Genomic DNA, 22,929 nt, shown 5'->3' with positions numbered 1-22,929 from the left:
GGCGACCGCGACTCGATTCAGGCTCGCGCGAGGACTGCCGCCACCTCGGTCGCCATCGCCGCGGTGAGCTGGGTGGACAGGTCGGTGCTCGCCGGCGCCGGCGCCGACCAGTCGTCCCCGGCCAGCAGCGTGCCGTCGCCGCGGTACTGGTTCTCGAAGAGCGCGTCGGTGCTGGTGGTGATGAACTCGCGGAGGGCGGGGTGCTCGGCCTCGGCGAGGAACTGACCGGCGTACCGGTAGAAGATGCCCGCGAACAGGCCCGCGTCGCCGCCGTCCCCGTCGGGTGCGAAGACCGGACCGTTGGTGAGCTCGGCCAGACTGACGTCGATCGTCAGGGCGGCGCGCTCGAGCCGGGCCGGATCACCACCGGTCCGGAACTCCTCGACGCACGCGCCGATGTAAAGGCCCTGGTTGTAGGTGAACCGCCAGTCGGTGTCGATCGCGCCGTCCCGGTTGCGGTTGATGCCGTCGTGGACGAAGCCGCTCGGCTCCACCAGGGTCTCCTCCCACCACTGCAGGCTGGCCCGGGCCCGTTCGAGGAACCTGGACTCGCCGGTGGCGCGGTGCAGCCGGTGGCCGGCGATCACGAACGGTCCGTTCGCGGGCGTGTTCTTGTAGTGGTACTGACCCTTCTCCCAGACGATCCCGCCGCCCTGCCTGCTCCAGCCGAGGTCCCAGATGTGGTCGTGCAGCCTGATCGCGTCCTCGAGTGCGCTCTCGTCACCGGCCGCGCCGGTGGCGTTCGCGAGCCGGAGCAGGGCGAGGGCGAACCAGCCCATGTCGTCGAAGAAGTCGTTGAACAGCTCGTCGCCGTTGCGCAGGGTCAGGTTCCGGCGCAGCTCCTGCGCCCGGTCGAGGTCCGCTGGGTCCCCGGTGCGTTCGGCCGCATCCAGGGCGGTGTCGATCGCGTGCGCGTTCCACCAGTAGTGGAAGGGCGCGTCCGCCGCCGGGTCGACCGGATGGGCGTAGTGCAACAGCTGGGGGGACGGAGCGCCGAAGTACGCGTCCAGGCCCGCCTGCACCACCTCGGCACGCCACGGTGCGGCACGTCGTGGATCCGCCGGTGGCATCGCGCTGATGGTCCGAGGTGGCGGTTCCGGCGCGGGTCCGCAGGCGGTGAGCAGGGCGGCACCGAGGGCGCTGGCACCGCCCAGTGCCAGGGCCCGACGGCGGGTGATCGCCGCCTCTGCCGGTGGCACCGGGCGGGGCTGCTCAGCGCGGCGCGTGGGTGAGTTCACGTGCTTCGGTGCGGGCCCGCATCTCGGTCGCCATGACGGCCGAGAGCTGGGTGGACATCGACGTCGGAGCCGTGGCCGGCACCCGCCAGTCGTCGCCGGCCCAGAGGACGCCGTCGGAGGAGTCCACCCGGTCGGCCCAGCTCACGTCCCAGAGCCGGTCGGTGCCCGACCGCACGAACGCGATCAGGTCCGCCGACGGCCGCACGACGAGCAGCTGGTCCAGGTAGCGGTAGAAGATGCCCTTGAACAGGCCCACGTCACCGCCGCCGGTCTCGGGGAACACCCCGTCGGTGGCGAGGAGCTCGACCGCTCGGCGCGCGCTGCGCTCGGCGAGGCCCAACCGGGCCGGGTCCTCGTCATGGGCGAAGAGCTCGACGCACGCTCCGATGAACAGGCCGTAGTTGTAGGTGTAGCGCCAGTCCGTGTCGATGCGACCGTCGTCGGTACGGTTGACGCCGTCCTCCACGGTTCCGTCGGAGCGCACCAGGTGCTCGGTGAGCCAGTCCATGGTCCGCCGTGCCCAGGGAAGGTAGGGGCCGTCACCCTCGAACCGGGACGCGAGCCGGGCACCGAGGATGATGAACGGCCCGTTCGCCGGGGTGTTCTTGTAGTACGTCTGGCTCTTGCGCCAGGCGATCCCGCCGCCCATCACCTCGTTCCAGCCGTCGTCGAGGCAGTGTTGCCAGATCTCGGCGGCCGGCTCGAGGTACCGCTCGTGGCCCGGGGCCCGGGACAGCCGCTCCAGGGCCAGCCCGAGCCACAGCATGTCGTCGAAGTAGTCGTTGAACAGGTTCCCGGAGTTCCGGTCCACGATGTTCTCGAAGATCTCGACGGCGGTGCGCAGGTGGGCCGGATCGCCGGTGCGGTCCCAGCCGTCGATCGCGACGTCGATCGCGTGGGCGAGCCACCAGTAGTTGAACGTGGCGTTCTCGTCCGCGGGATGGGCGTTGTTCAGCAGTTGCGGCGCGGGTGCGCCGTAGAGCGTCGCCAGGCTGCGGTGGGCGAGGTCGGCGCGCGTGGCCCAGTCGGGCCGTTCCGTGGTCGTCATCGGTCAGGCGTTCTCGGCCAGGATCCGGTTGAAGGACTCCTCGGCGTTGTCGAGGGCCTCCTGGGCGCTGATCTCACCGGCCATGAAGCGCTGCAGTTCGGGGATGAGCCCCTGCCCCTCGGCGTCGGAGTAGCCGGGGATCGTGGGCCGTGCGGTCGCGAACGCCATGGTCTCCAGGAGCGCGGAGTAGGCCTCGTTCTCGGTGAAGAACGGGTCCTCTGCGGCCTCGAGATTGGCCGGCATGTTCCCGCTGAGCTCGGCGAAGGCGACGCCGTTCTCGGGCTGCGTGGTCCACCAGGTGATGAACTCCCAGGCACCCTCGGCGTTGGGCGCGCCCTCCGGGATGATCATGCCGAACCCGCCGAGGCCGGAGGCCTGGTCGCCGTCCGGGCCGGCCGGCGCGGCGACGATGCCGTAGTTCAGGTCCTCGATCGCGTCATAGGTCGCCAGGGTCCACGGGCCGTTGTACGCCATCGCCACGGTGCCCTCCGCGAAGCCGTCGGTGCCTTCGGCGAACCCGAGGTCGTACACGCCGCGGGTGTTCATGAGGTCGTCCCACTCCTCGAGGACCGCGAGACCCTCGGGGGTGTTGAAGGCCGCCTGGCCGTCGTCGGAGACCATCTGGCCGCCGGCCTGGCCGAGCCACATGCTGAACAGCCCGACGTCGGAGAGCGCGAAGCCGGACCGGACCAGGGCGCCGCCGTCGCGCACGGTCAACGCTTCGGCTGCGTCGGCGAGCTCGTCCCAGTTCGTGGGCGGCTCGACGCCCACCTCGGCGAGCAGGTCGGCGTTGTAGAACAGCGACCGGTTGTCCACGGTCAGCGGGAGCCCGTACACGGTGCCGTCGTAGGTGAGTTCGTTCAGCGCGGCCTCGTAGAACACGGACGTGTCCACCGAGTCCTCGGCGATCAGATCCTCGAGCGACATCAGGGCGCCCTTGCTGGCATACACGCTGGTCTGGAACCGGTCCCAGAGCACCACGTCCGGGACACCGCCGCCCGCGATCGCGGTCAGGAGCTTGGCCTCGACCTCCTCCTGGGGCTGATACGTGACCACGTAGTCGTCCTGACTGGCGTTGAACGCCTCGACCTGGGTCTCGATCTGGGTGGCCTGCTCGCCGGTCCAGTTGCCCCAGAAGGTCACCTCCTGACCGCCGTCGCCGCCATCGGAGCCGCCGGAGGCGCCTCCGCCGGAGCAGGCGGCCAGGGCGAGTGCCCCGACCGCGAGTCCCGCCGAGATCTTCATGAACGTTGAGGTTCGTGTCTGCGTTGACATGACGAACTGTCTCCTTCTGGTTGTGGGTGGGGGAGTTACTTGGAGCCGACGTGCGCGACGCCCTCGATGATGTAGCGCTGGGCGAGCACGAAGATCAGCAGGACCGGCAGGCTCACGATGACCGTGCCGGCCATCAACGGGCCGTAGTCCGTGGTGTGTTCGGTCTTGAAGGCGGCCAGGCCCACCTGGACGGTCAGCATGTCGCGGTCGCTGAGCACGATCAGCGGCCACATGAAGCTGTTCCAGCCCGCCTGGAACGTGAGGATGCCGAGCACGGCGGCGCCCGCCTTCGCGAGCGGCATGTAGATCTGGGCGAAGATCCGGAACTCCGAGGCGCCGTCGATCCGGGCCGCCTCGGCCAGCTCCTCCGGCATCGAGGCGAAGAACTGGCGCATGAAGAACACCGCGAACGCACCGGCCGCGCCGGGCAGGATGATCGCCCAGTAGGAGTTGATGAACCCCATCCCGCCCTCGCCGAACAGGTCGTTCCCACCGGCGAACGGGAACCTGCGCAGCACCAGGAAGGTCGGCACCATGGTGACGATCCCGGGGATCATCAGGGAGGACAGCAGCGTGCCGAACAGCGCCCGCTTGCCCCGGAACCGGAGTCGGGCGAAGGCGTAGCCCGCGAGGGAGCCGAAGAAGATGTTCAGCACGACGCCGGCCACGGCCAGGAACGTGGAGTTGAAGAAGTACCGCCCGAACGGCACCGAGGTCCAGGCCTTCACGTAGTTCTCGAGCGTGGGTGCGTCCGGCCAGATCTGTAGCGACGAGGACAGGATCTCGCCCTCGGGCTTGAGGGAGGTGACGATCGTCCAGATCAGTGGGAAGACGGTCGTGATCGAGATGACGATCACCGCGAGGTACCAGACGCCGGTGCCCACCTTCTGGCGGGGGGTGCTGGCGCGCTTGAGGCGCAGGACGTAGGGGTCGGCGGCGGTCATGACTGGCTCCTGGACGTGAGCTTGAAGTTGATCAGGGAGAACACGGCGATGATCAGGAAGAGCACGAAGGACAGAGCCGAGGCGTAGCCCATCTTCAGACCGCCGAAGCCCTGGTTGTAGATGTAGTAGACGACCGTCAGGGTGGAGTTGCCCGGTCCGCCCTTCGTGAGCAGGTAGGCCTGGTCGAACACCTGGAACGCGCCGATGATCAGCAGGGTCGAGATCAGGAACGTGGTGCGCGAGAGCCCCGGGATGGTGATGTAGCGGAACGCCTGCCAGGCGTTCGCGCCGTCGATCCGGGCCGCCTCGTAGAGCTCGCGGGCGATGCCCTGCAGGCCGCCGAGGTAGATCAGCATGTTCGTGCCGAAGCCGGACCAGACGGACATCAGCACGATCGCCGTCATCGCCCATTTGGAGTCGTACAGCCAGGCCGGGCCGTTGATCCCGAACCAGCCGAGCACGATGTTGAACAGTCCGGACTGGGGGTTCAGCAGCCAGTACCAGATCGTCGCGGTCGCCACCGTGGAAGCGACCACCGGGATGTAGAAGAAGGTCCGGAACAGGTTGACCGCGCGACTGTTGCGGTTCAGCAGGAGTGCCGTGCCGAGGGAGACCGCGACGCCCAGTGGGACGAACATCAGCGTGTAGATGGCGGTGTTGCGCAGGGCGAGCAGGAAGATCGGGTCGGCGAAGATGCGCTGGTAGTTCTCCAGACCGACCCAGGCGGCGTCCCCGATGACGGCGTAGTCGGTGAAGCTCAGTACGACCGCCATCACCACCGGGATGATGACGAACGTCAGGAACAGGAGCATCGGCACGAGGACGAAGATCCAGCCCCAGATCTCCTGGGGCGCCGGCTTGCGGAACGGGCGCGAGTGTCGGTCACGGCGCCGGGTCGGGGTGGTGGCCCGGTCGGTGGCCACGTCGATCGCGTCAGCGCTGACGGCGGTGGGTTGAATGGTTGTCATGAGGCACGCACCTGCTCTTCGTCGAGGGTGGATCGGACCGATCGGACACTGGTGCCGCACACGTCGAGCACCAGCTCGCAGAACATCGAGTCGGCCCAGGAGAACCACTCGCGGGTGAAGGTCGCCGGGTCGTCGACGTGGAACGACTCGTGCATGCGGAACGTGTCCGCGTGGGTCCGGGTGAGCAGGTCGATGATCCGGCGCTTCTCGGTGTCGTCGTCAGAGGTCAGGCCCTGGACGGCGAGGGCGATCGGCCAGATGTGGCGAGGCGGGGTGTGCGGGCTGCCGAGTCCGACGGCGTGGGCGCCCGCCATGTAGGTCGGGTTGTCGGGGGAGAGCACGAACGCCCGGGTGTTGCGGTAGATGTCGGGGTCGACGGCGTCGCCGCCGGTCAGCGGGAGCGACAGCAGGCTCGGCATGTTCGCGTCGTCCATGAGCACGGTCGCGCCGAGGCCGTCGACCTCGTAGGCGTAGATCCGGCCGTGCACCGGGTGGGTGACCACGCCCCACGAGTGCACGCCCGCGTCGAGCTCGACGGCCAGGTCCCGGGCCCGCTCCGCCAGGCCGGGATCGTCCAGGACGGCGACGGCCAACTCGGCGAGGTGACCGAGGACCTGGACGGCGAACAGGTTGCCCGGCACGTTGTAGTGCAGCTCGCATGCGTCGTCGCTCGGACGGAACGCGCTCCAGGTCATCCCCGTGCGACCCACCGGGGAGCCGTGGCCGTCGTGGGTCAGGGTGTCCGAGGCCGGGCCGTCGTGCCGCTGGAACCGGTACGGCGAACGCCCGGCGTGGTCCTGCTCCACCCGCCAGGTCTCGATGATGAGGTCGGCCGCGCGGGCGAACTCCGTGTCCAGGTGGTCCGTGCGTCCCGTGAACCGCCAGACCTGGTGGGCCAGCTGCAGCGGGAAGCAGAGCGAGTCGACCTCGTACTTGCGCTCCCACACGCCACGGTCCATCTCGGTGTCGTCGTCGCGGTGGCCGGCGCCGTCCGGTCGGGCGTTGAACGCGTTCGCGTACGGGTCGAGGAGGATCGACCGCACCTGACGCCGGACGAGTGAGACCAGCACGTCCGCGAGGCCCGGGTCCTCGGCCGCGAGCGGCAGGTACGGGCGGACCTGGGCGGCGGAGTCGCGCAGCCACATCGCCGGGATGTCGCCGGTGAGGACGAACACGTCCGTGCCGGGCTCGTGCACGAACGCCTCGCGGAGGGTGCGGGACATCGCGTCGGCGAAGATCCGGGTGACCACGTCCGATCCGATCGTCTCCTGGACCCGGGCGGTGACGTCGCTCAGGGTGGAATGAGCCACAATGCTCCTCTAAGTATATTCAACATCAGTGTTGTCTGGGAGTCACATTAAACGTATCCACTGGCAAAGTGCAAGCACGCGCGAGCACCCGCGCCCCATGGGTCGGGCGCGGGTCCTGGTCCGGCGGGGTCAGCGGGCGGTCGGAGCCGTCCGCCCGGCCCATGAGATCGGCACGTGCAGCCGGGACCGCACCGGCTCGCCGTCGCCCGCGAGCGTTGCGACCAGCTGATCGATCGCCGCCGCCCCGAGCCGTTCGCCGTCGACGTCCACCCGGGGCGTGCCGGGCACCCCGACCACGCTGATCAGCCGACCGGTCGCATCGGCCGGCGAACCCCCGTCCACCCGGGCCAGGCCCCGGCCGATCAGGCCGAGCATCAGGCCGAGGCCGAGGTCGCTGGCGTAGGGGAGCACGGCGTCCGCGTCGCTGGCGGCGACCCGGTCGACGAGGCCCGCCCCGGCGTCGAACGTCGCCGGACACGGCCCGAGCACCTCGAGGTGGACCCCGACGGCGGTCGCGGCCGTGTGCAGGGAGCCGGTGCGTTGGAGGTTCTGCCAGGACCGGTCGGGCCCGCCGATGTACAGGATCCGTCGGTGCCCGGCCTCGGCGAGCCCGCGCAGGAGTTCGGCGAACGCGGCGGCGGTGTCGGCCACGACCGAGGCGAGACCGTCCACCTCGCGGTCGACCAGCACGACCGGCTTGCGCGCGGCCGCCGCCAGGAGCAGCGGGTCCGGCCCCCGCGGGGCCACCACGAGGAATCCGTCCACGCCGATCGCGAGCCGGTCGAACCGGGTGAGCTCGGCCGGATCCTCCAGGGGGTGCACCGCGACCGACAGCTGCAGATCCTCCTCCTCGGCCCGGACCTGCGCCCCGCCGATGATCGGCGCGAAGAACGCGTTGGAGAACGTGGGCACCAGGAGCCCGAGGATGCCGGTACGACCACGCGCGAGGTGCCGTGCCGCCCGGTTCGCCACGAACTCCAGTTCCTCGGCCGCGGCCCGCACCCGTGCCACCGTGTCCGGAGCGACGAGTTCCGGGCGGCTCAGTGCCCGTGAGGCCGTGGCCTTGGAGACCCGGGCCGCAGCGGCGACGTCGGAGAGCGTGGCCACGCCGTGCCTCCCGTTCGCTCAGGTTCACTCCGCGGACGAGGTTGCCCGAGGGGGCGTCGTCCCGTTTACACTCCCAATGTAACCGGTTGTGGAACCGGTTGTGACGACTCTGACCACGGGAAGGTGCACCCATGCGCGGCCGGACTGCACTCCTCGTCCTGCCCGGGCTGGCCATCCTCCTGGTCGCCTTCCTGATCCCGTCGATAGCGATGCTGTTCTCGCCGCCCGGGATCAGCCCCGGCGAGGTGTTCGCGCGGCTCGGCAGGATGCTGACCGACCCCTACGACCAGGCCATCGTGGTCCGCACGCTCGGTCTCGGCCTGATCGTCACCGTCGTCTGCATCGGGCTCGGATACCCGATCGCCTACCTGCTGTCCCGGTCCACGTCCCGCTGGGCCGGCGTCCTGCTCGCGCTGGCGATCTTCCCGCTGCTGCTGTCCTCGGTGGTGCGCACCTTCGGGTGGCTCGTGGTGCTGGGCTCCCAGGGTGCGATCCCACAGCTGCTGCTGACCCTCGGGCTGGTCGATTCCGCCCCGCAGCTGCTCTACACACCGCTGGCCATCGTGCTCGGTCTGACCCAGATCTTCCTGCCGCTGGCCGTGGTGGCCTCCTACTCCGCGCTCGCCCAGGTGGACGCCGGGCTCGACGAGGCGGCCCGGGGACTCGGCGCCAACCGGACCCGCACGTTCTGGTCGGTCGTGGTGCCGTTGTCGGGGCCGGGTGTGGTGGTGGCCGCGACCCTGGTGTTCGCCGGGGCCGTGACTGCCTACACGACGCCGTACCTGCTCGGTGGCTCCCGGCAGCGGATGCTCTCGACCCAGCTGTACACGTACTCGTCCACCACGATCGACTGGGCCGCGGCGAGCGCGACCGCGCTGATCATGACCGTCCTGGTGTTCGCCGTCTCCGGCCTGTCCAGTCTCGCCGCCCGTCGAGGAGCGACCTCATGAGGACCCGCCACCCGATCGCCGCGAGCCTGGCCGTGGGCGGCTACGTCGTGATGCTCGTGCCGATCCTGTTCGTCGTGGTGACCGCCTTCACGGCCGGGTCGACGCTGCGGTTCCCTCCCGACGGCTTCTCGCTGCGGTGGTTCGAGGCGGCGCTCACCTATGAGCCCTTCACCAGCTCGCTGCTCTCCAGCCTGATGCTGGCCGCGATCTCCGCCGTGCTCGCCCTCGCGCTCGGGGTGCCGGTGGCACTCGCGGTGCACCGCGGCGCCCTGCCCGGGAGGTCGGTGGTCGAGGGACTGTTCCTGTCGCCCCTCATCGTCCCCGAGCTCGTGGTCGGCCTGGCCCTCTACCAACAGCTGATGGTCGGCTTCGGGCTGGACAACTTCCAGACGCTGTTGCTCGGGCACACCGTGCTGATGTTCCCGTACGCGGTGAGGGTGACCGGGGCCTCGCTGGCACTGATCGATCCCGCGGTGGAGGACGCCGCCCGCGGCCTGGGCGCCTCGCCCGGCCGGACGTTCCTGTCGGTCACCCTGCCGCTGCTGCGCCCCGGCCTGTTCTCGGCGGCGCTGCTCAGCTTCATCACCTCGTTCAACAACGTACCGCTGTCCCTGCTCCTGCAGAGCCGCGACTTCCGCACCCTGCCCGTGGTGATGCTCGACTACGTGCAGCAGAACTACGACCCGATCGTCGCCGCGATCTCGGTGCTGATCCTGGCCGGAACCGTCCTGGTGGCCGTGATCGCCGAGCGCACCGTCGGCTTCGCCAGAGTCTTTGGAGGCATCAACCGATGACCCATGCAGCACGGTTCCACGGGGTGAGCCAGGTGTTCGGCGACTTCACCGCCGTCGACAACATCGATCTGGACATCCCCGACGGCAAACTGACCACGCTGCTCGGACCGAGCGGCTGCGGCAAGACCACGAGCCTGCGGATGCTGGCCGGGTACCTGGCGCCCACCCGCGGCACGATCAGCATCGCCGGCGTCGACTCCACCCGGACCCCGCCGGAGCGACGGAACCTCGGGATGGTGTTCCAGTCCTACGCGCTGTTCCCGCACATGAGCGTCGCGGACAACGTCGGCTTCGGCCTGAAGATGCGGCGGGTGCCGGCCGCCGACCGGGCCCGACGGGTCACCGAGTCACTCGAGCTGGTCGGCCTGGCGCACCTGTCCGCAAGCAAGCCGAAGAAGCTCTCCGGCGGTCAGCAGCAGCGGGTGGCGCTGGCCCGGGCGATCGCGATCCGGCCTAAGCTGCTGCTCCTGGACGAGCCGCTGTCCAACCTCGACGCCCGGCTGCGCATCCAGATGCGTGCCGAGATCCGCCGGATCCAGGCCGAGACCGGCCTCGCGGTGGTCCTGGTGACGCACGACCAGGACGAGGCGCTCGAGATGAGCGACGAGATGGTCCTGATGAAGGACGGCCGGATCCAGCAGCAGGGCACCCCGCAGGCCGTGTTCCCGGCTCCCGCCAACCGTTTCGTCGCCGAGTTCCTCGGCTACGAGAACTTCCTCACCGACGCCGGCGGGGCGACCACGACGATCCGGCCCGAGCACCTCGCCCTGAGCGTGTCGGAGCGGACGCCGGCCGCCGAGACCGGCGCGGTGCTCCCGGGCGTCGTCCTGGACGTGGCATACCGGGGCGTGGACGTGCTCGTCACCGTCGCCTCGGCCGACGTCTCGGGTGCACGGGTCGAACTGCTCGCCGACCTGCGCGCCGAGTCCGCCCCGGACCTGACCCCGGGCGCGGACGTCTGGGTGCACGTGCCGGCCACCCACCTGGTTCCCCTGGCCGCCGACTGACGTTCCGCCGTCGTCCATCCCCCCACCACGAGAGGCAACCCATGTCCCCGACGTACCCGCTGCTGCGGCGCCGTACCCTGCTCGCCACCACCGGCCTGACCGCGGCCGCGCTGGTGCTGGCCGGCTGCTCCGGCGGCTCCGATGACGGCGATGCCGACACGATCGTGGTGAGCACCTTCCCGTTCGGCGTCGAGGAGTTCACCGAGGCGGTGTTGGACCCGTTCACCGAGGCCACCGGCATCGAGGTGGAGATCGACACCGGCTCCAACGCGGACCGGCTCTCCCAGCTCCAGCTGGAGCAGGGCGAGGGCGGCGTGGACGTCATGCTGATCTCGGACACCTACGCCGCGATCGCCGACTCCGAGGGCCTGTTCCAGGAGGTCGACCCCGGGGCGGTGCCGAACCTGGAGGCGATCGCCCCGTTCGCCGTCGAGGACGCCTACACCGGCCCGGCCTACAGCTACCAGCTGAACGGGACCATGTACAACACCGACGAGCTCGACGCCACCGAGGCCGCGGACTGGGAGCTGTACGCCAACGACGACTACGCCGGCCGGCTCGCACTGCCGGACATCGCGGTCACCGCCGGCCAGCTCACGGTGTCCGGGGTGGCGTCGACCTACGGTGACGGACCGTTCGACGTGGACACGGCGTTCGCCACCATGGCCGGCTGGGCCCCGAACGTCCTGCAGTTCTACAGCTCCACCACCGAGATGACGAACCTGCTCACCCAGGGCGAGATCGTGGCCGGCGGTGCCCTGAACGGGTTCGCCACCGACCTGATCGCGGCCGGCGAGCCGGTCGGTTGGACGCCGCCGGCGCAGGGTCGGTACATGGCCACCAACCGGGCGATGATCCCCACCGGGGCACCCAACCTGGACGGTGCGCACCAGTTCATCGACTACCTGCTCTCCGCCGAGGCGCAGGCCGCCTCGGCGGCGCTGGTCGGTGACCTGCCGGTCAACCTGTCCGTGGAGATCCCCGCCGAGCTCACCGCCGTGGTCGGCGACGTCGCGCTGGACCCGACGGCGGCCGGTTACGAGACCCTGGACCCGAACGAGATCGTCCCGAACCGCAACGAGTGGGTCGAGCGGTTCGCGCGCGAGGTCGTCGGTGGCTGACGTCGCGCTGCACGACTATCTCGACGCCCTGCCCAAGGTCGACCTGCACTGTCACCTGCTCGGCACCGTCCGGCCCGCCACGTTCGCGGAGCTGGCCCGCCGGGAGCGTCTCGACCTGCCGGCCCCTGCGCAGGAGGTGTTCGCCGGCATCAACTCCCGTCCGCCGGACCCGGAGCTGTACCGGCACACCCGGATCCCGATGCCGCAGGGACGCAGCGACGACGAGCCGGAGGTGTCCTACTCGTTGTTCCAGGTGTCGAACTGGATCCGGGAGGTGCTCCGCGACGGCGACGACCTGACCAGGATCGTGTACGAGGCGTTCGAGGACGCGCACCGGCTCAGCAACACCCGGCACCTGGAGTTCTCGTTCGACATGGTGCCGGGGCACCTGGCGTCGCTGGGCTACACCGGGACCGTCGAGGCGTACGCCGAGGGCATCCGGATGGCCGAGCGGGACTTCGGGATGACCGGGCGGATGCTCGCGGCGATCGACCGGTCCGGCACGGGGGAGCAGGCCCTGGAGTGGATCCGCACCGTCGTGGCGAACCCGCACCCGTACGTGGCCGGCATCGGCCTGGACAACCTGGAGACCGCCGGGCCGCCGGAGCGGTTCGCCGAGGCCTACGCGCTGGCCGGGCAGGCCGGGCTGAAGCGCACCGCCCACACCTCCGAGCACGTGCCGGCCGCGCAGAACGCCATCACCTGCCTGGACGTGCTCGGGTGCGACCGGCTCGACCACGGGTACTTCGTGCTCGAGGACGACGCGGTGGTGGCCCGGATGCGGGACGAGGGCATCGCGTTCACGGTGGCCTCGACCACCTCGCGCCGGTCCTGGCGGCCGTGGCGGCGGGCCTCGATCCGCGCCATGCTCGACGCCGGGCTGAACCTGGTGCCCGCCTCGGACGATCCGGGCCTGTTCCCGACCACCCTCGGGCGCGAGTACCGGATCCTCGCCGACCAGGTGGGGGTGTCGCGGGAGGAGCTGACCGCGATGGCACTGGCGGGTGTCGACGCGTGCTGGCTGCCCGAGGACGAGAAGGCGCGGGTGCGGGCCAGGTTCGAGTCCGAGATCGCCGAACTGCGGCGGTAGCCGCTGCGGGGAACGTCGCCGTGCCCGAGTGCGGGGACGGGCCTCGGTGAACTCCTCCGACTACGGTCGGATCATGGAACCAGAGCCCGGCCCGCCGGCGCAGCCGGTCGTGGTCGTCTTCACCGGCCTGCCGGGAACGGGCAAGTCGACGATGGCCGACCGGACCGCGATGCACCTCGGTGCGCCGGCGTTCTCCGGCGACTGGCTCATGGGGTCGCTCAAGCCGGCCGCGGCCCAGTTGGCGCAGCTCGGTCGCGAGGCGTACTCGCGGCTGTACCACAGCGTGCTCGGCGGCCTGTTGACCCGCCAGCTGCTGCTCGGGCAGAGCGCCGTTCTCGACTGCCTGGTCACCGACGACGTCGCCGACCACTGGCGCTCCACCGCGATCGCGCACGGCGCCGCGCTCAAAGTCGTCGAGTGCGTCTGCAGCGACGTGGACCTGCACCGGTCACGGGTGGAGGGACGCGTCCGCGGCATCCCTGGCTGGCACGAGATCGACTGGTCCCACGTGGAGCGGATGCGGGGGGAGTTCCCCACGCTGACCGGTGAGCGGCTCACCCTGGACGCCGTGGGATCCCCAGACAGCAACTTCCGCTCGGTGTGCGCGTACGTTCTCGGCGCTGTCGGGTCGAGCCCGTGACCGCGTGACGGGGGCGTGAACCCACCGGGGTCCACGCCGCGGTGCGTCCGGATGCCACGGGACCGATCCCTGAGCAGACTGAACCGCACCGTCCATGACCACAAGGAGCCCGATGAACGCACCACGTCTGCAGATCGACCCATGGGTGGTGCGTGAACCGCGCGTCGAGACCGACTCCCTCGGCGCCGCGGAGGCCATCTTCAGCGTGTCCAACGGCTACCTCGGTGTTCGCGGGTCGCTCGACGAGGTCGACCCCTCCGTCGAGCGGGGCACGTTCCTCTCGGGGGTGTTCGAGACGCATCCGCTGGCCTACCCGGAGGGTGGCTACGGTCACCCGGAGGAGGGCCAGTCGATCGTCGCGGTGGCTGACGGCACTCCGGTACGCCTGGTGATCGATGGCATCCCCGTCGACATCCGGGAGATCTCGCCGGAGGTGCACGAACGCGGGCTCGACCTGCGGTCCGGCACTCTCGACCGCCGGATGCGGTGGCGCTCCCCGTCGGGCACCACGCTGGAACTGCGGTCCAGCCGTCTCGTCTCGCTCACCGAAGCCTCGGTCTGCGCGATCCGGTACGAGCTCCGGGCGTTGGACGGTCCGGCACACGTCGTCGTCCGTTCCGAACTCGCGATCGGCATCTGCCCGCCCGAGGTGGAGAGCGACGACCCGCGCGTGTCGGAGGCACTGGACAGCCCGTTCTCGGTGGTCGACCGGCACGCCGGCGACGCCGGGGGCGCGCTCGTGCTGAGGACGAGGCGAACGGGGATGATCGTCGCAGCTGCCGTCGAGCACGACATCGAGGGCGCGGCGCGGGTGGAGTCCGAGGCCGGCGAGGACCACGTGGTCACCACGGCCGTGGCGGCGCTGACCGCGGGTGATCGGCTGACCCTCACCAAGACGCTCGGCTACGTCTGGTCCCGTGGCTCCGCGGTGGTGTCGATGCTCGAACGGGCGGCGGCGGCGGTCCGCTCGGGACGGGACCGGGGCTGGACGGGCCTGGTCGCCGATCAGCGTGACCGGCTCGCCGAGTTCTGGGCGCGCGCGGACGTCGAGATCGACGGCGACGACCAGCTCCAGCAGGCGGTGCGCTACAACCTCTTCCAGCTCCACTGCGCCTCGGCCCACATCGATGACGCGCCGATCGGTGCGAAGGGCCTGACCGGGGCCGGATACAACGGCCACACCTTCTGGGACATCGAGGGCTTCGTGCTGCCCGTGTTGGCGCTGGTGGTCCCGGACGCGGCCGAGCGCCTGCTGCGTTGGCGCGCCTCGACGCTCGACGCCGCCCGCCGGCGCGCCGAGGTTCTGGAGTGGGCCGGCGCCACATTCGCGTGGCGCACGATCGACGGTCAGGAGACCTCCGCGTACTGGCCGGCGAGCACCGCTGCGGTCCATGTCAACGCCGCGATCTCCCGGGCCTTCTGGCTGTACGCCAACGCCACCGGGCGTGACCTGGGGGAGATCGGTGGCGTCGAGGTGCTCATCGAGACCGCTCGGCTGTGGTCCTCCCTCGGGCATGAGGATGCCGACGGCGGCTGGCACCTGTTCGGAGTGACCGGTCCGGACGAGTACACCGGCGTGGTCGATGACAACGTGTTCACCAACCTGATGGCCAGAGACAACCTTCTGCGCGCCGCCGACGCCTGTGAGTCGGCGCCCGAGCGCGCCCGCGCGCTGGAGGTGACGACCCGCGAGATCGATGGGTGGCGCAGGGCCGCGGGGGCGGTGCACGTGCCGTGGGACCAGCACCTGGGCGTGCACCCGGCGAACGAGAACTTCACGACCTACCGGGAGTGGCGCTTCGCGGACAAGCGCGAGTCCTATCCCGTGGAGGAGCACCAGCACTACGCGAAGTTCTACCGACGCCAGGTGGTCAAGCAGGCCGACCTGGTCCTGGCCCTGTGGTGGTGCCGTGACGACTTCACGGACGAGGAGCTGGCCGCGGACCTCGAGTACTACGAGGCCCGCACCGTGCGGGACTCATCCCTGTCCGCCGCTGCACAGGCGGTCGTCACCGCGCGGGCGCAGCATCCCGAGCTCGCACTGCGCTACCTGCGCGAGGCGGCCCTCGTGGACCTCTGCGACATCCAACAGGACACCGCGCAGGGTCTGCACATGGCGTCGCTGGCCGGCTCCTGGCTCGGGCTCGCCGCCGGGCTGGGTGGGTTGCGCGAGGAGCACGACGAGCTCGAGCTCTCCCCGGTGCTCCCGGCCGCGCTCAGCCGCACTCGATTTCACCTCACCTGGCGTGGCGCGCTCCTGCGCGTGGAGACGACGGCGGCGGGCACGACCCTGACCGTGCTGGAGGGTCGGGACCCGATCGTCGTCGTCGTGGACGGCTCACGGGTCGAGGTGGGCGCCGAGGCCGTGCTCGTGCCCCTGCGTGCCCCCGGTCCGCTGCGTGCGGAGCCCAGCCAGCCGGTGGGCCGGGAGCCGCGCGGCTGAGCCTCGGGTCAGCGGGCGCGGCCGCCGAGATAGAGGTCGCCGAGTCGGGAGTCACCCAGCAGGTCGGTCGCCGGGCCCGAGATGTGGACCCGGCCGAGGTCGAGGACGCACCCGACGTCCGCCGTCTCCAGCGCCCGGCGGGCGTTCTGCTCGACGAGCAGGACGGCCACCCCGGCATCGCGCATCCGGACGATCTGCTCGAACACCGTGGCGGTCGTCTTCGGGTCCAGACCCATCGAGGGTTCGTCGAGCAGGATCACCTGCGGACTCGCGATGAGGGCCCGGGCGAACTCGACCTGCTTCTGCTGACCGCCGGAGAGCAGTCCGGCCATGGCATCCCAGCGTTCGCCCACCACCGGGAACAGGTCCTGGACCAGGCCGATCCGCTCGCTGATGGTCGCCTGGTCCCGCACCGTGTACCCGCCGAGGCGGACGTTCTCCGCGACCGTCATCTCGCGGAACACGCTGTGCCCCTGGAGCACGTGCGCCAACCCCTGGCGCAGGAGGTCCTGCGGGCTGCGGCCGGTGATGTCCTCGCCGTTCAGGAGGACCTGCCCGGAGCGCGGCCTGAGCAGGCCGCTGGCCACCTTCAGCACCGTCGACTTGCCGGCGCCGTTCGGCCCGACCAGGCAGACGATGGAGCTCCGCGCCACCTCGATCGACAGGCCGCGCAGCACCAGCGCGGCTTTCCCGTAGCCGGCTTCGACATCCTTCAGCTCGAGGAGCAGGTCAGACTCCAAGGTAGGCCTCCAATACGGCTGGGTCGGACTGGATCTCGGCGGGCACCCCGGCCGCGATCGGCCGCCCGCGGTCGAAGACCACGATGTGGTCGCAGAGGTTCATCACCAGATCCATGTTGTGCTCGACGACGATGAACGTGCGGCCCTCGGCGTTGAGCTCCCGGATGAGGGTGGCGATCCGTTCGATGAGGGCGGGGTTCACGCCTCCGGCCGGCTCGTCGAGCATGATGATGCGGGGGTCCGCCATCAGCACGCCACCGAGTTCCAGGAGTTTCTGCTGCCCGTAGGAGATGTCCCGCGCCTCGGCGTGTTCGAGGTGCTCGATGCCGACCCGCGCCAGGATCTCCCGGGCCCGCGCGACGGTCGGGGCATGGTGCGCGCCGAGCAGGGCCGAGGCGAGCGAGGTGGGGCGCACCGCCACCAGCAGGTTCTCCAGCACGGTCAGGCGGGGGAACACCCGGCACAGCTGGAAGCTGCGGCCGATGCCCAGCCGGGCGATCCGGTGCGGGGCCCAGCGGGTGATGGAGCGCTCGCCCTGCATGACCTCGCCCGAGTCGGGCTTGATCATGCCCGTGACCATGTTGAAGAAGGTGGTCTTGCCGGACCCGTTCGGCCCGATCAGCCCGTTGACTTTGCCCTCGAGGAAGCCGACCGAGACGTCCCGGACGGCGTGCACGCCACCGAAGGACTTCGTCAGGCCACGGGTGCTGAGCACACTCGGCGTCGCCGGCGCGGGTGAGGTCGGCTCGACGGTGGCGGTCATGACGGACTCCGTTCCACGGGTGCGAGCTCCTGCTCGCTGCGTTCGGACGACGTGGGGTCCGCGTCGACGCCGGACCCGGGGCGGACCTCGGAGACGCGCTGGTTCTGCAGCTCCTCCGCGGTCATCTCCCGGATCGAGGTGGCCTGCGGGCGGAACCTGGCGACCAGTTCACTCAGGCCGGCCAGCACGCCGTCGGGCAGGAACAGCACGACGACGGCGAGCAGGATGCCGGTCGCGACCAGGTGCAGCTGGGTCTCCCCGAAGTTGAGGACGAAGTACTCCAGTGCGGTGCCGACGATGATGGCCCCGACGAGCGGGCCGAGCAGGAACCGCACGCCGCCGAGCAGGGCCATCAGCACGACCTCGGCGCTGAGCAGGACGGAGAACTGCATGATCGGGTCGAGGTCGCCGAACCACAGGGCGTACAGGCCACCGCCGAGCGCCACGAAGTAGGCCGACAGCGCGTGGGCGATGCCCTTGTACCGGGTGGTGGGGATCCCGAGCGACTCGGCCTTGTCCTCGTCCTCCCGGATGGCCTTGAGGCCGGCTCCGAACCGGGACCGGGCGATCACGAACCAGACCGCGAGGACCACCGCGAGCAGACCGGCGTAGATGTAGTAGAACGTGGCGTGGTGCTCGGGCCGGAGGAGGTCGGGAAACGGACGCGGCACGATCAGCCCGTCCGAACCGCCGGTGATCCCGCGCAGACTCTGGAAGATCAGGGCGAGCACGAGGACCAGGGCGATCGTCACGATGACGAACGACGCGCCACGCACCCGCAGGGCCGCCCAGCCGACCGGGATCGCGATGACCAGGGTGAGCAGTCCGGCCAGGAACCAGGCGCCGAACGACGGTATGTCGAAGTTCTGGATCAGCAGCGCGGTGCCGTAGGCGCCCAGTCCGAAGTAGGCCGCATGTCCCAGCGAGATGTACCCGGTGAGGCCGCCCATGATGTTCCAGGAGCTCGCGAACACCGCGTAGTTGAGGACGACGACGCCGGCCGAGACCAGGTAGGGGTTCGCCGCGAGCGACGGCCAGCTCACGAGCAGGGCAGCTCCGGCGAGCAGGACGACGCCCTTGATGATCCGGACGACGCCACGGTCGCGGGTCCGGGCGACGCCGGTGCCGACGATGTGGTCAGAAGCGCTGGGCAAGACGACCTCCGAAGAATCCTTGGGGACGGACCATCAGGGTGACGAAGAGGGCGACGAAGAAGATCGTCTGGGCCCACGTCGGCCCGAACGGGATCTCGAGCATCACCCGCATGGTGCCGAGGACGAGGGCCGCGATGGCGGCGCCAGGGATGCTCCCCAGCCCACCGACGACGATGATTGCCATCAGCGGCCCGATCCAGTGCCAGTGCAGCGATGGGTAGATGGTGACCTGGAGCGAGAGGGCCGCACCCCCGACCGCCGCGGTGGCCAGGCCCAGCCCGAAGCCGTAGCCGGACAGCCGCTCGGTGTTGATGCCGACGAGCTGGGCGGCCTCCTTGTGCTGGATGGTTGCTCGCAGCGCCCAGCCGAAGCGGGTCTTCTTGAGGACCACGTACAGCGCGGCCATGCTGACCGTGGCCAGCAGGAACGAGATGATCTGCACCACGGGAAGCGAGGCCCCCAGCACGTTCACGCTCGCGGTGCCGTAGGGGAGGTTGATCCGACGCTGGGTACCGGTGAAGAAATACCCGAGCAGTCCTTCGATGATCAGGGCGATCGCGAAGGTCAGCAGCACCGACATCATCGACATCGTCGCCGGCCTCAGCCGGGACACGAGCAGCCGCTGGGTGAGGAACCCCATCAGGAAGAACACGGGCACGGTCCCGAGCAGGGACAGCATCGGGTCGAGGCCGGTCAGGGTCGCGAACCGCCAGGCGATGTAGGCGGACAGGATGATCGCCGCCGAGTGCGCCAACATCACCACCCGCATGATCCCGAAGTACATCGTGAGCCCTGATGCCAGGAGGGCGTACAGCCCTCCCAGCATCAGGCCCAGGATCAGACTCTGGAAGATCAGAGCGCCGGAGACCACTCGTCGATCACCACTCGGGCTTCGGGTAGACGAGTTCGGTCATCTGCGCCTCGCCCTCGGGGAGCACGATCTGGATCTCGCCGCCGACGTACTGGAGGATCATGTGGGCGCCCTGGGGTCGGCCGGCCTCGTCCCAGCTGAGCTCACCGACCACCGTCTCCACCGAGTTGGTGCGGAGCCAGTCGATCAGCTGCTGCTGGCACTCGCCCTGTTCGGCGCACCCGACGGCTTCCACGGCCGCCGCGACCACCTGGCCGGTGGTGTAGGCGTTCGCCTCGTCCTCCTGGGGGTCGGTGCCGAACATCTCGTTGTAGGCCTCGACGAACTCGACGTTCGAGGGATAGCTCGCCTCGAGCGCATAGCCGGTGGGGGACAGGATCCCCTCGACGGCGGAGCCGAGCGCCTCCGGGAACTCCGGGTTCGTCGGCGCCGTGGAGAACGCGGCCATCCGCGGCTGGTAGCCGAGCTGCTGCATCGCGATGATGAGGTTGACAGCGTCCTGGTAGAGGGTGCCGCCGACGACGATGTCCGCATCCGCGGCCGCGATCTGTGCGGCGATCTGGTTGAAGTCGGTGGCGTTCGGTGGATACACCTCGTCGACGACGGTCTCGATCCCGGCCGCCTCCAACTGGTCCCGCAACCCGTAGGCGGTGCCCTGGGCGAACGGGTCGTCCTGGGCGGCGTAGGCAGCGGTCTGCGGCCGGATGTCCTCCGGCATCGACAGGATGTACTCCGCGAGGTGGTTGTAGTGGTCGTCGGCGATGGCCGGCGCCGCGTAGAACAGATTGTCGAAGCCGGACTCGAACACCTCGGCGGCGGCGCCGGCGGGTTCGACGAAGAGCATGCCGTACTCCTGGGCGACCCGAGCCGATGGCACGACGAGTCGGGTGGAGAACGGACCGAACAGGAGGTCGACCCCCTCCTGCGCGATCAGGGACTCGTAGTCGGACACGATCCGCGCCGCGTCGGAGCCGTCGTCCAGCACGATGAGCTCGACCTGACGGCCGAGCAGGCCACCGTTCGCGTTGATCTCGTCGACCCAGACCTCGTACCCGCGCTGCACACCCTTGCCGGGCTCGGCGAAGTCACCGGTCAGGGGGAGGGAGACACCGATGACGATCGGATCGTCAGGGTTCTCCTCGCCGTCGCTGCCACCGCCGGACTGGCCGGCGCAACCGGCCACGGCCAGAGCGATCGCGGCAGTCGTTGCGGCGGTTGCCGCCCACGTCTTCGTAGTCATGCTGCCTCCTTGGAGTATGAACAGCGCATCGAAAGCGCTTTCAGTACGATAGAACCGACCCTGCTGTTGCGCAAGGTCTTCGGGTTTCCTCCTTGTGCGACTCTGAGGCCTTCGCTTGGAGAGAATCTATCGCCAACGGTTCAGATTGGACGCGTCGTTCACGGTGCGAACCGGCGACGCGCCGATCGATCTCAATGACGTAAGCGCTTTCGGATAGGGATAGACTGCGCCCGAGACAAGCGACCGCCGGGGATAGCGCACCTCGGGCACCGCGTCGCCTGTGACGGGCCGGCAGATCGGGAGGGTGGATGCCGTGAAGCGTACGACCGTGCGCCTGCAGGACGTGGCCGAACTGGCCGGGGTGTCGTTGGCATCGGCGTCGAGGGTCCTGAACGCGAACTCGCCGACCTATCGGGGTCGGGGGGACCTGCGGGAGCGGGTCCTGGCCGCGGCGGCGGAACTCGGCTACGAACCGAATCTGCACGCTCGGGCGCTTGCGAGTGCCACGTCGAACACGATCGGGCTCGTCGTCCACGATGTCAGTGACGCCTATTTCGGGCTGCTCTCCAGCTCGGTGGTGCGCGCCGCGGACAAGCACGACCTGCTGGTCACGATGGTGTGCACCTACCGCGACCCGGCATCGGAACTGAAGTACGTCAAACTGCTTAGGGCCCAGCGGCCGCGGGCGATCATCATGGCCGCGAGCGGGTACACCCAGAAGGCCCAGTACGGCCCGATCATGGACGAGCTCTCGAAGTTCGAGGCCGCCGGCGGGGTCGTGGTCTCCCTCGCCGGCGGACGTGGGGTCGGGCACCGGATGGTGGTCGGGAACAAGGAGGGCGCACGCAGTCTCGCCCATGCGCTCGTGGAGCTCGGGCACCGCACCTTCGCGATCGCCGTCGGGCCGACGGCGTTGGTGACGGTCCGGGACCGCGTCGACGGCTTCCGCCAGGGGCTCGCCGATCACGGCATCGAGGTGGCGAAGGACAACCTCTATCCGGGCGACACCTCCCGGGAGGCCGGGATGCGGGTCGCGGAGGCGATCAAGTCCTCGCCCGATCGGCCCACCTGCGTGTTCGGCGTCTTCGACGTGGTCGCGGCCGGCGTGGTGGCCGGGCTGCAGAGGCTCGGCGTCGACGTGCCCGGTGAGGTGTCCGTCGCCGGGTTCGCGGACGTGCCCTTGGCCGCGCAGATCACTCCGGCGCTGACCACGGTGAGCATTCCGCTCGACCTCGTGGGGCAGCAGGCCGTCGACCTCGCGCTCACCGAGTCGGCCGTGCCGCGGACGGTGTCCTATCAGGGCAACGTGATCATGCGGCAGAGTACGGCGCCGCCGCCCGCCTGACCCGGCGCCGGCCGGCGGCGGTGCGTGGCGGGCCGGTGACGATCCGCCACGCACCGCTCAGACCAGCTCGAACGAGGAGCGGATGGCGGTCAGGACGTCGTCGGGATCGGTGGCCCAGACGTCCTCGTTGAAGATCTCGACCTCGATGGCGCCGGTGAAGCCGGTGGCCTCGACGGCGGTCGTCACGGAGCGGAGGTCGATCACGCCGTCGCCCGGGATCCCGCGGCCGAACGTCGGATGGGGCTGCGGCACGAGCCAGTCGCAGACCTGGTACCCGATCACCCGGTCGCCGGCCCGCTCGATGGCCCCGCCGAGCCGTGGGTCCCACCAGACGTTGTAGGTGTCGACGGCGACCCCGACGGTGTCGTCGCCGATCTCGTCGACCAGGTCGAGTGCCTGGTCGAGCGTGACGACGACACCCCGGTCGGCGCACATCATCGGGTGGAGCGGCTCGAGGGCCAGCCGCACCCCGGCCGCGCCCGCCAGGTCGGCGAGGTCGCGGAGCCCCTCGAGCGACCTGCTGCGGGCACCGGCCAGGTCCCGGTCGGGGCCCAGCCCACCGCAGACGATGTAGAGGCAGGCGGCGCCGACCTCGTGGGCGATCTCGACGGCGCGGGCGTTCTCCGCCCGGATCGTGGCCGCCGGGCGGTCGTCGGTGAAGAAGCCCGCCCGGCACACGCTCGACACCTCGAGGTCGTGGTCGCGGAGCAACCGGACGGCTTGCGCGAGTCCGGCCTCCTCCACCTTGTCGATCCAGACCCCGACGGAACCGATCCCGTGCTCGGCGCACCCGCGGACGGCCCGGGCGAGATCCCAGGACAGGACCGTGATCTGGTTGAGCGAGAGCCTGCTGGGATCAGCCATGGTCCGGACCCCGTTCC

21 protein-coding genes are annotated in these 22,929 nt (G+C 70.0%); 8 read left to right on the top strand and 13 right to left on the bottom strand.

From position 1 onward, the window contains the following. Nucleotides 1-17 precede the first annotated feature (17 nt). The 7 genes from EXU48_RS14220 to EXU48_RS14190 all read right to left on the bottom strand — a co-directional run bounded on the left by EXU48_RS14220 (nt 18) and on the right by EXU48_RS14190 (nt 7,890). Nucleotides 18-1,199 (bottom strand): glycoside hydrolase family 76 protein, encoded by a 1,182-nt coding sequence (locus EXU48_RS14220; RefSeq protein ID WP_133108311.1) that lies wholly within the window; start codon nt 1,197-1,199, stop codon nt 18-20. Nucleotides 1,200-1,212: 13 nt separating this feature from the next. Then, nucleotides 1,213-2,286, bottom strand: coding sequence for a glycoside hydrolase family 76 protein (locus EXU48_RS14215; protein ID WP_133108310.1), 1,074 nt, complete (start codon nt 2,284-2,286; stop codon nt 1,213-1,215). 3 nt (nt 2,287-2,289) lie between these two features. Then, entirely contained in the window at nt 2,290-3,561 is a 1,272-nt protein-coding gene (locus tag EXU48_RS14210; protein ID WP_235857034.1) for an ABC transporter substrate-binding protein, read from the bottom strand. A 35-nt stretch (nt 3,562-3,596) separates the two neighbouring features. Continuing rightward, nucleotides 3,597-4,505 (bottom strand): carbohydrate ABC transporter permease, encoded by a 909-nt coding sequence (locus EXU48_RS14205; RefSeq protein WP_133108309.1) that lies wholly within the window; start codon nt 4,503-4,505, stop codon nt 3,597-3,599. Continuing rightward, nucleotides 4,502-5,473, bottom strand: coding sequence for a carbohydrate ABC transporter permease (locus EXU48_RS14200; protein ID WP_133108308.1), 972 nt, complete (start codon nt 5,471-5,473; stop codon nt 4,502-4,504). The genes EXU48_RS14205 and EXU48_RS14200 overlap by 4 nt, the downstream gene beginning before the upstream one ends. Continuing rightward, complete coding sequence (locus tag EXU48_RS14195) at nt 5,470-6,783, bottom strand: glycoside hydrolase family 125 protein (RefSeq protein ID WP_235857033.1); 1,314 nt, start codon at nt 6,781-6,783, stop codon at nt 5,470-5,472. Before EXU48_RS14195 ends, EXU48_RS14200 begins: the two co-directional genes overlap by 4 nt. Nucleotides 6,784-6,912: 129 nt before the next feature. Further along, nucleotides 6,913-7,890, bottom strand: coding sequence for a LacI family DNA-binding transcriptional regulator (locus EXU48_RS14190; protein ID WP_133108307.1), 978 nt, complete (start codon nt 7,888-7,890; stop codon nt 6,913-6,915). A gap of 131 nt (nt 7,891-8,021) precedes the next feature. On the opposite strand from EXU48_RS14190, the gene EXU48_RS14185 reads away from it, so the two are divergent. The 7 genes from EXU48_RS14185 to EXU48_RS14155 all read left to right on the top strand — a co-directional run bounded on the left by EXU48_RS14185 (nt 8,022) and on the right by EXU48_RS14155 (nt 15,935). Continuing rightward, complete coding sequence (locus EXU48_RS14185) at nt 8,022-8,840, top strand: ABC transporter permease (protein WP_133108306.1); 819 nt, start codon at nt 8,022-8,024, stop codon at nt 8,838-8,840. After that, nucleotides 8,837-9,634 carry an ABC transporter permease gene (locus EXU48_RS14180; protein ID WP_133108305.1) on the top strand — a complete coding sequence of 266 codons (798 nt, stop codon included), beginning with the start codon at nt 8,837-8,839 and terminating at the stop codon, nt 9,632-9,634. The genes EXU48_RS14185 and EXU48_RS14180 overlap by 4 nt, the downstream gene beginning before the upstream one ends. Then, on the top strand, nt 9,631-10,641 hold the full coding sequence (locus EXU48_RS14175) for an ABC transporter ATP-binding protein (RefSeq protein WP_133108304.1): 1,011 nt from the start codon (nt 9,631-9,633) through the stop codon (nt 10,639-10,641). The genes EXU48_RS14180 and EXU48_RS14175 overlap by 4 nt, the downstream gene beginning before the upstream one ends. Nucleotides 10,642-10,682: 41 nt before the next feature. After that, a complete protein-coding gene (locus tag EXU48_RS14170) occupies nt 10,683-11,762 on the top strand; it encodes an ABC transporter substrate-binding protein (protein WP_133108303.1) in 1,080 nt (359 codons plus the stop codon). After that, complete coding sequence (locus tag EXU48_RS14165) at nt 11,755-12,852, top strand: adenosine deaminase family protein (protein ID WP_235857032.1); 1,098 nt, start codon at nt 11,755-11,757, stop codon at nt 12,850-12,852. The genes EXU48_RS14170 and EXU48_RS14165 overlap by 8 nt, the downstream gene beginning before the upstream one ends. A gap of 73 nt (nt 12,853-12,925) precedes the next feature. Next, the gene (locus tag EXU48_RS14160; RefSeq protein WP_133108302.1) at nt 12,926-13,492 is read left to right on the top strand and encodes an AAA family ATPase; all 567 of its coding nucleotides are present in this window, start codon (nt 12,926-12,928) and stop codon (nt 13,490-13,492) included. Between the two features lie 112 nt (nt 13,493-13,604). Further along, nucleotides 13,605-15,935 (top strand): glycoside hydrolase family 65 protein, encoded by a 2,331-nt coding sequence (locus tag EXU48_RS14155; protein WP_133108301.1) that lies wholly within the window; start codon nt 13,605-13,607, stop codon nt 15,933-15,935. Between the two features lie 8 nt (nt 15,936-15,943). On the opposite strand, the gene EXU48_RS14150 is transcribed toward EXU48_RS14155, so the two are convergent. Genes EXU48_RS14150 through EXU48_RS14130 form a run of 5 tightly spaced genes read right to left on the bottom strand, consistent with a single transcriptional unit; the run spans nt 15,944 to nt 20,703 of the window. Then, the gene (locus EXU48_RS14150; protein ID WP_133108300.1) at nt 15,944-16,675 is read right to left on the bottom strand and encodes an ABC transporter ATP-binding protein; all 732 of its coding nucleotides are present in this window, start codon (nt 16,673-16,675) and stop codon (nt 15,944-15,946) included. Beyond that, nucleotides 16,665-17,438 (bottom strand): ABC transporter ATP-binding protein, encoded by a 774-nt coding sequence (locus tag EXU48_RS14145; RefSeq protein WP_133108299.1) that lies wholly within the window; start codon nt 17,436-17,438, stop codon nt 16,665-16,667. The genes EXU48_RS14150 and EXU48_RS14145 overlap by 11 nt, the downstream gene beginning before the upstream one ends. After that, nucleotides 17,435-18,592: a branched-chain amino acid ABC transporter permease gene (locus EXU48_RS14140; protein WP_235857031.1), complete on the bottom strand. Its 1,158-nt coding sequence runs from the start codon at nt 18,590-18,592 to the stop codon at nt 17,435-17,437. The genes EXU48_RS14145 and EXU48_RS14140 overlap by 4 nt, the downstream gene beginning before the upstream one ends. Next, nucleotides 18,576-19,463 (bottom strand): branched-chain amino acid ABC transporter permease, encoded by an 888-nt coding sequence (locus EXU48_RS14135; protein ID WP_235857030.1) that lies wholly within the window; start codon nt 19,461-19,463, stop codon nt 18,576-18,578. The genes EXU48_RS14140 and EXU48_RS14135 overlap by 17 nt, the downstream gene beginning before the upstream one ends. Nucleotides 19,464-19,470: 7 nt before the next feature. Next, nucleotides 19,471-20,703 (bottom strand): amino acid ABC transporter substrate-binding protein, encoded by a 1,233-nt coding sequence (locus EXU48_RS14130; RefSeq protein WP_133108298.1) that lies wholly within the window; start codon nt 20,701-20,703, stop codon nt 19,471-19,473. 313 nt (nt 20,704-21,016) lie between these two features. Between EXU48_RS14130 and EXU48_RS14125 the strand changes: the two genes are divergently transcribed. Then, a complete protein-coding gene (locus tag EXU48_RS14125; RefSeq protein ID WP_165962815.1) occupies nt 21,017-22,048 on the top strand; it encodes a LacI family DNA-binding transcriptional regulator in 1,032 nt (343 codons plus the stop codon). Nucleotides 22,049-22,105: 57 nt separating this feature from the next. Here EXU48_RS14125 and EXU48_RS14120 read toward each other — a convergent pair whose 3' ends face one another. Beyond that, a complete protein-coding gene (locus tag EXU48_RS14120; RefSeq protein ID WP_133108296.1) occupies nt 22,106-22,912 on the bottom strand; it encodes a sugar phosphate isomerase/epimerase family protein in 807 nt (268 codons plus the stop codon). Nucleotides 22,913-22,929 lie beyond the last annotated feature (17 nt).

This window comes from Occultella glacieicola, from assembly GCF_004353825.1.
Classification (GTDB): Bacteria; Actinomycetota; Actinomycetes; order Actinomycetales; family Beutenbergiaceae; genus Occultella; species Occultella glacieicola.
Note: the sequence above shows the minus strand (reverse complement) of the source record. Positions and strands in the feature narration are given on the sequence as shown.

Bases quoted from the DNA above. Each gene is read 5' to 3' on its own strand.
- EXU48_RS14130 (WP_133108298.1), bottom strand. From the start codon at position 20,703: ATGACTACGAAGACGTGGGCGGCAACCGCCGCAACGACTGCCGCGATC.
- EXU48_RS14180 (WP_133108305.1), top strand. From the start codon at position 8,837: ATGAGGACCCGCCACCCGATCGCCGCGAGCCTGGCCGTGGGCGGCTAC.
- EXU48_RS14170 (WP_133108303.1), top strand. From the start codon at position 10,683: ATGTCCCCGACGTACCCGCTGCTGCGGCGCCGTACCCTGCTCGCCACC.
- EXU48_RS14120 (WP_133108296.1), bottom strand. From the start codon at position 22,912: ATGGCTGATCCCAGCAGGCTCTCGCTCAACCAGATCACGGTCCTGTCC.
- EXU48_RS14205 (WP_133108309.1), bottom strand. From the start codon at position 4,505: ATGACCGCCGCCGACCCCTACGTCCTGCGCCTCAAGCGCGCCAGCACC.
- EXU48_RS14145 (WP_133108299.1), bottom strand. From the start codon at position 17,438: ATGACCGCCACCGTCGAGCCGACCTCACCCGCGCCGGCGACGCCGAGT.
- EXU48_RS14185 (WP_133108306.1), top strand. From the start codon at position 8,022: ATGCGCGGCCGGACTGCACTCCTCGTCCTGCCCGGGCTGGCCATCCTC.
- EXU48_RS14200 (WP_133108308.1), bottom strand. From the start codon at position 5,473: ATGACAACCATTCAACCCACCGCCGTCAGCGCTGACGCGATCGACGTG.
- EXU48_RS14215 (WP_133108310.1), bottom strand. From the start codon at position 2,286: ATGACGACCACGGAACGGCCCGACTGGGCCACGCGCGCCGACCTCGCC.
- EXU48_RS14160 (WP_133108302.1), top strand. From the start codon at position 12,926: ATGGAACCAGAGCCCGGCCCGCCGGCGCAGCCGGTCGTGGTCGTCTTC.
- EXU48_RS14155 (WP_133108301.1), top strand. From the start codon at position 13,605: ATGAACGCACCACGTCTGCAGATCGACCCATGGGTGGTGCGTGAACCG.
- EXU48_RS14210 (WP_235857034.1), bottom strand. From the start codon at position 3,561: ATGTCAACGCAGACACGAACCTCAACGTTCATGAAGATCTCGGCGGGA.
- EXU48_RS14175 (WP_133108304.1), top strand. From the start codon at position 9,631: ATGACCCATGCAGCACGGTTCCACGGGGTGAGCCAGGTGTTCGGCGAC.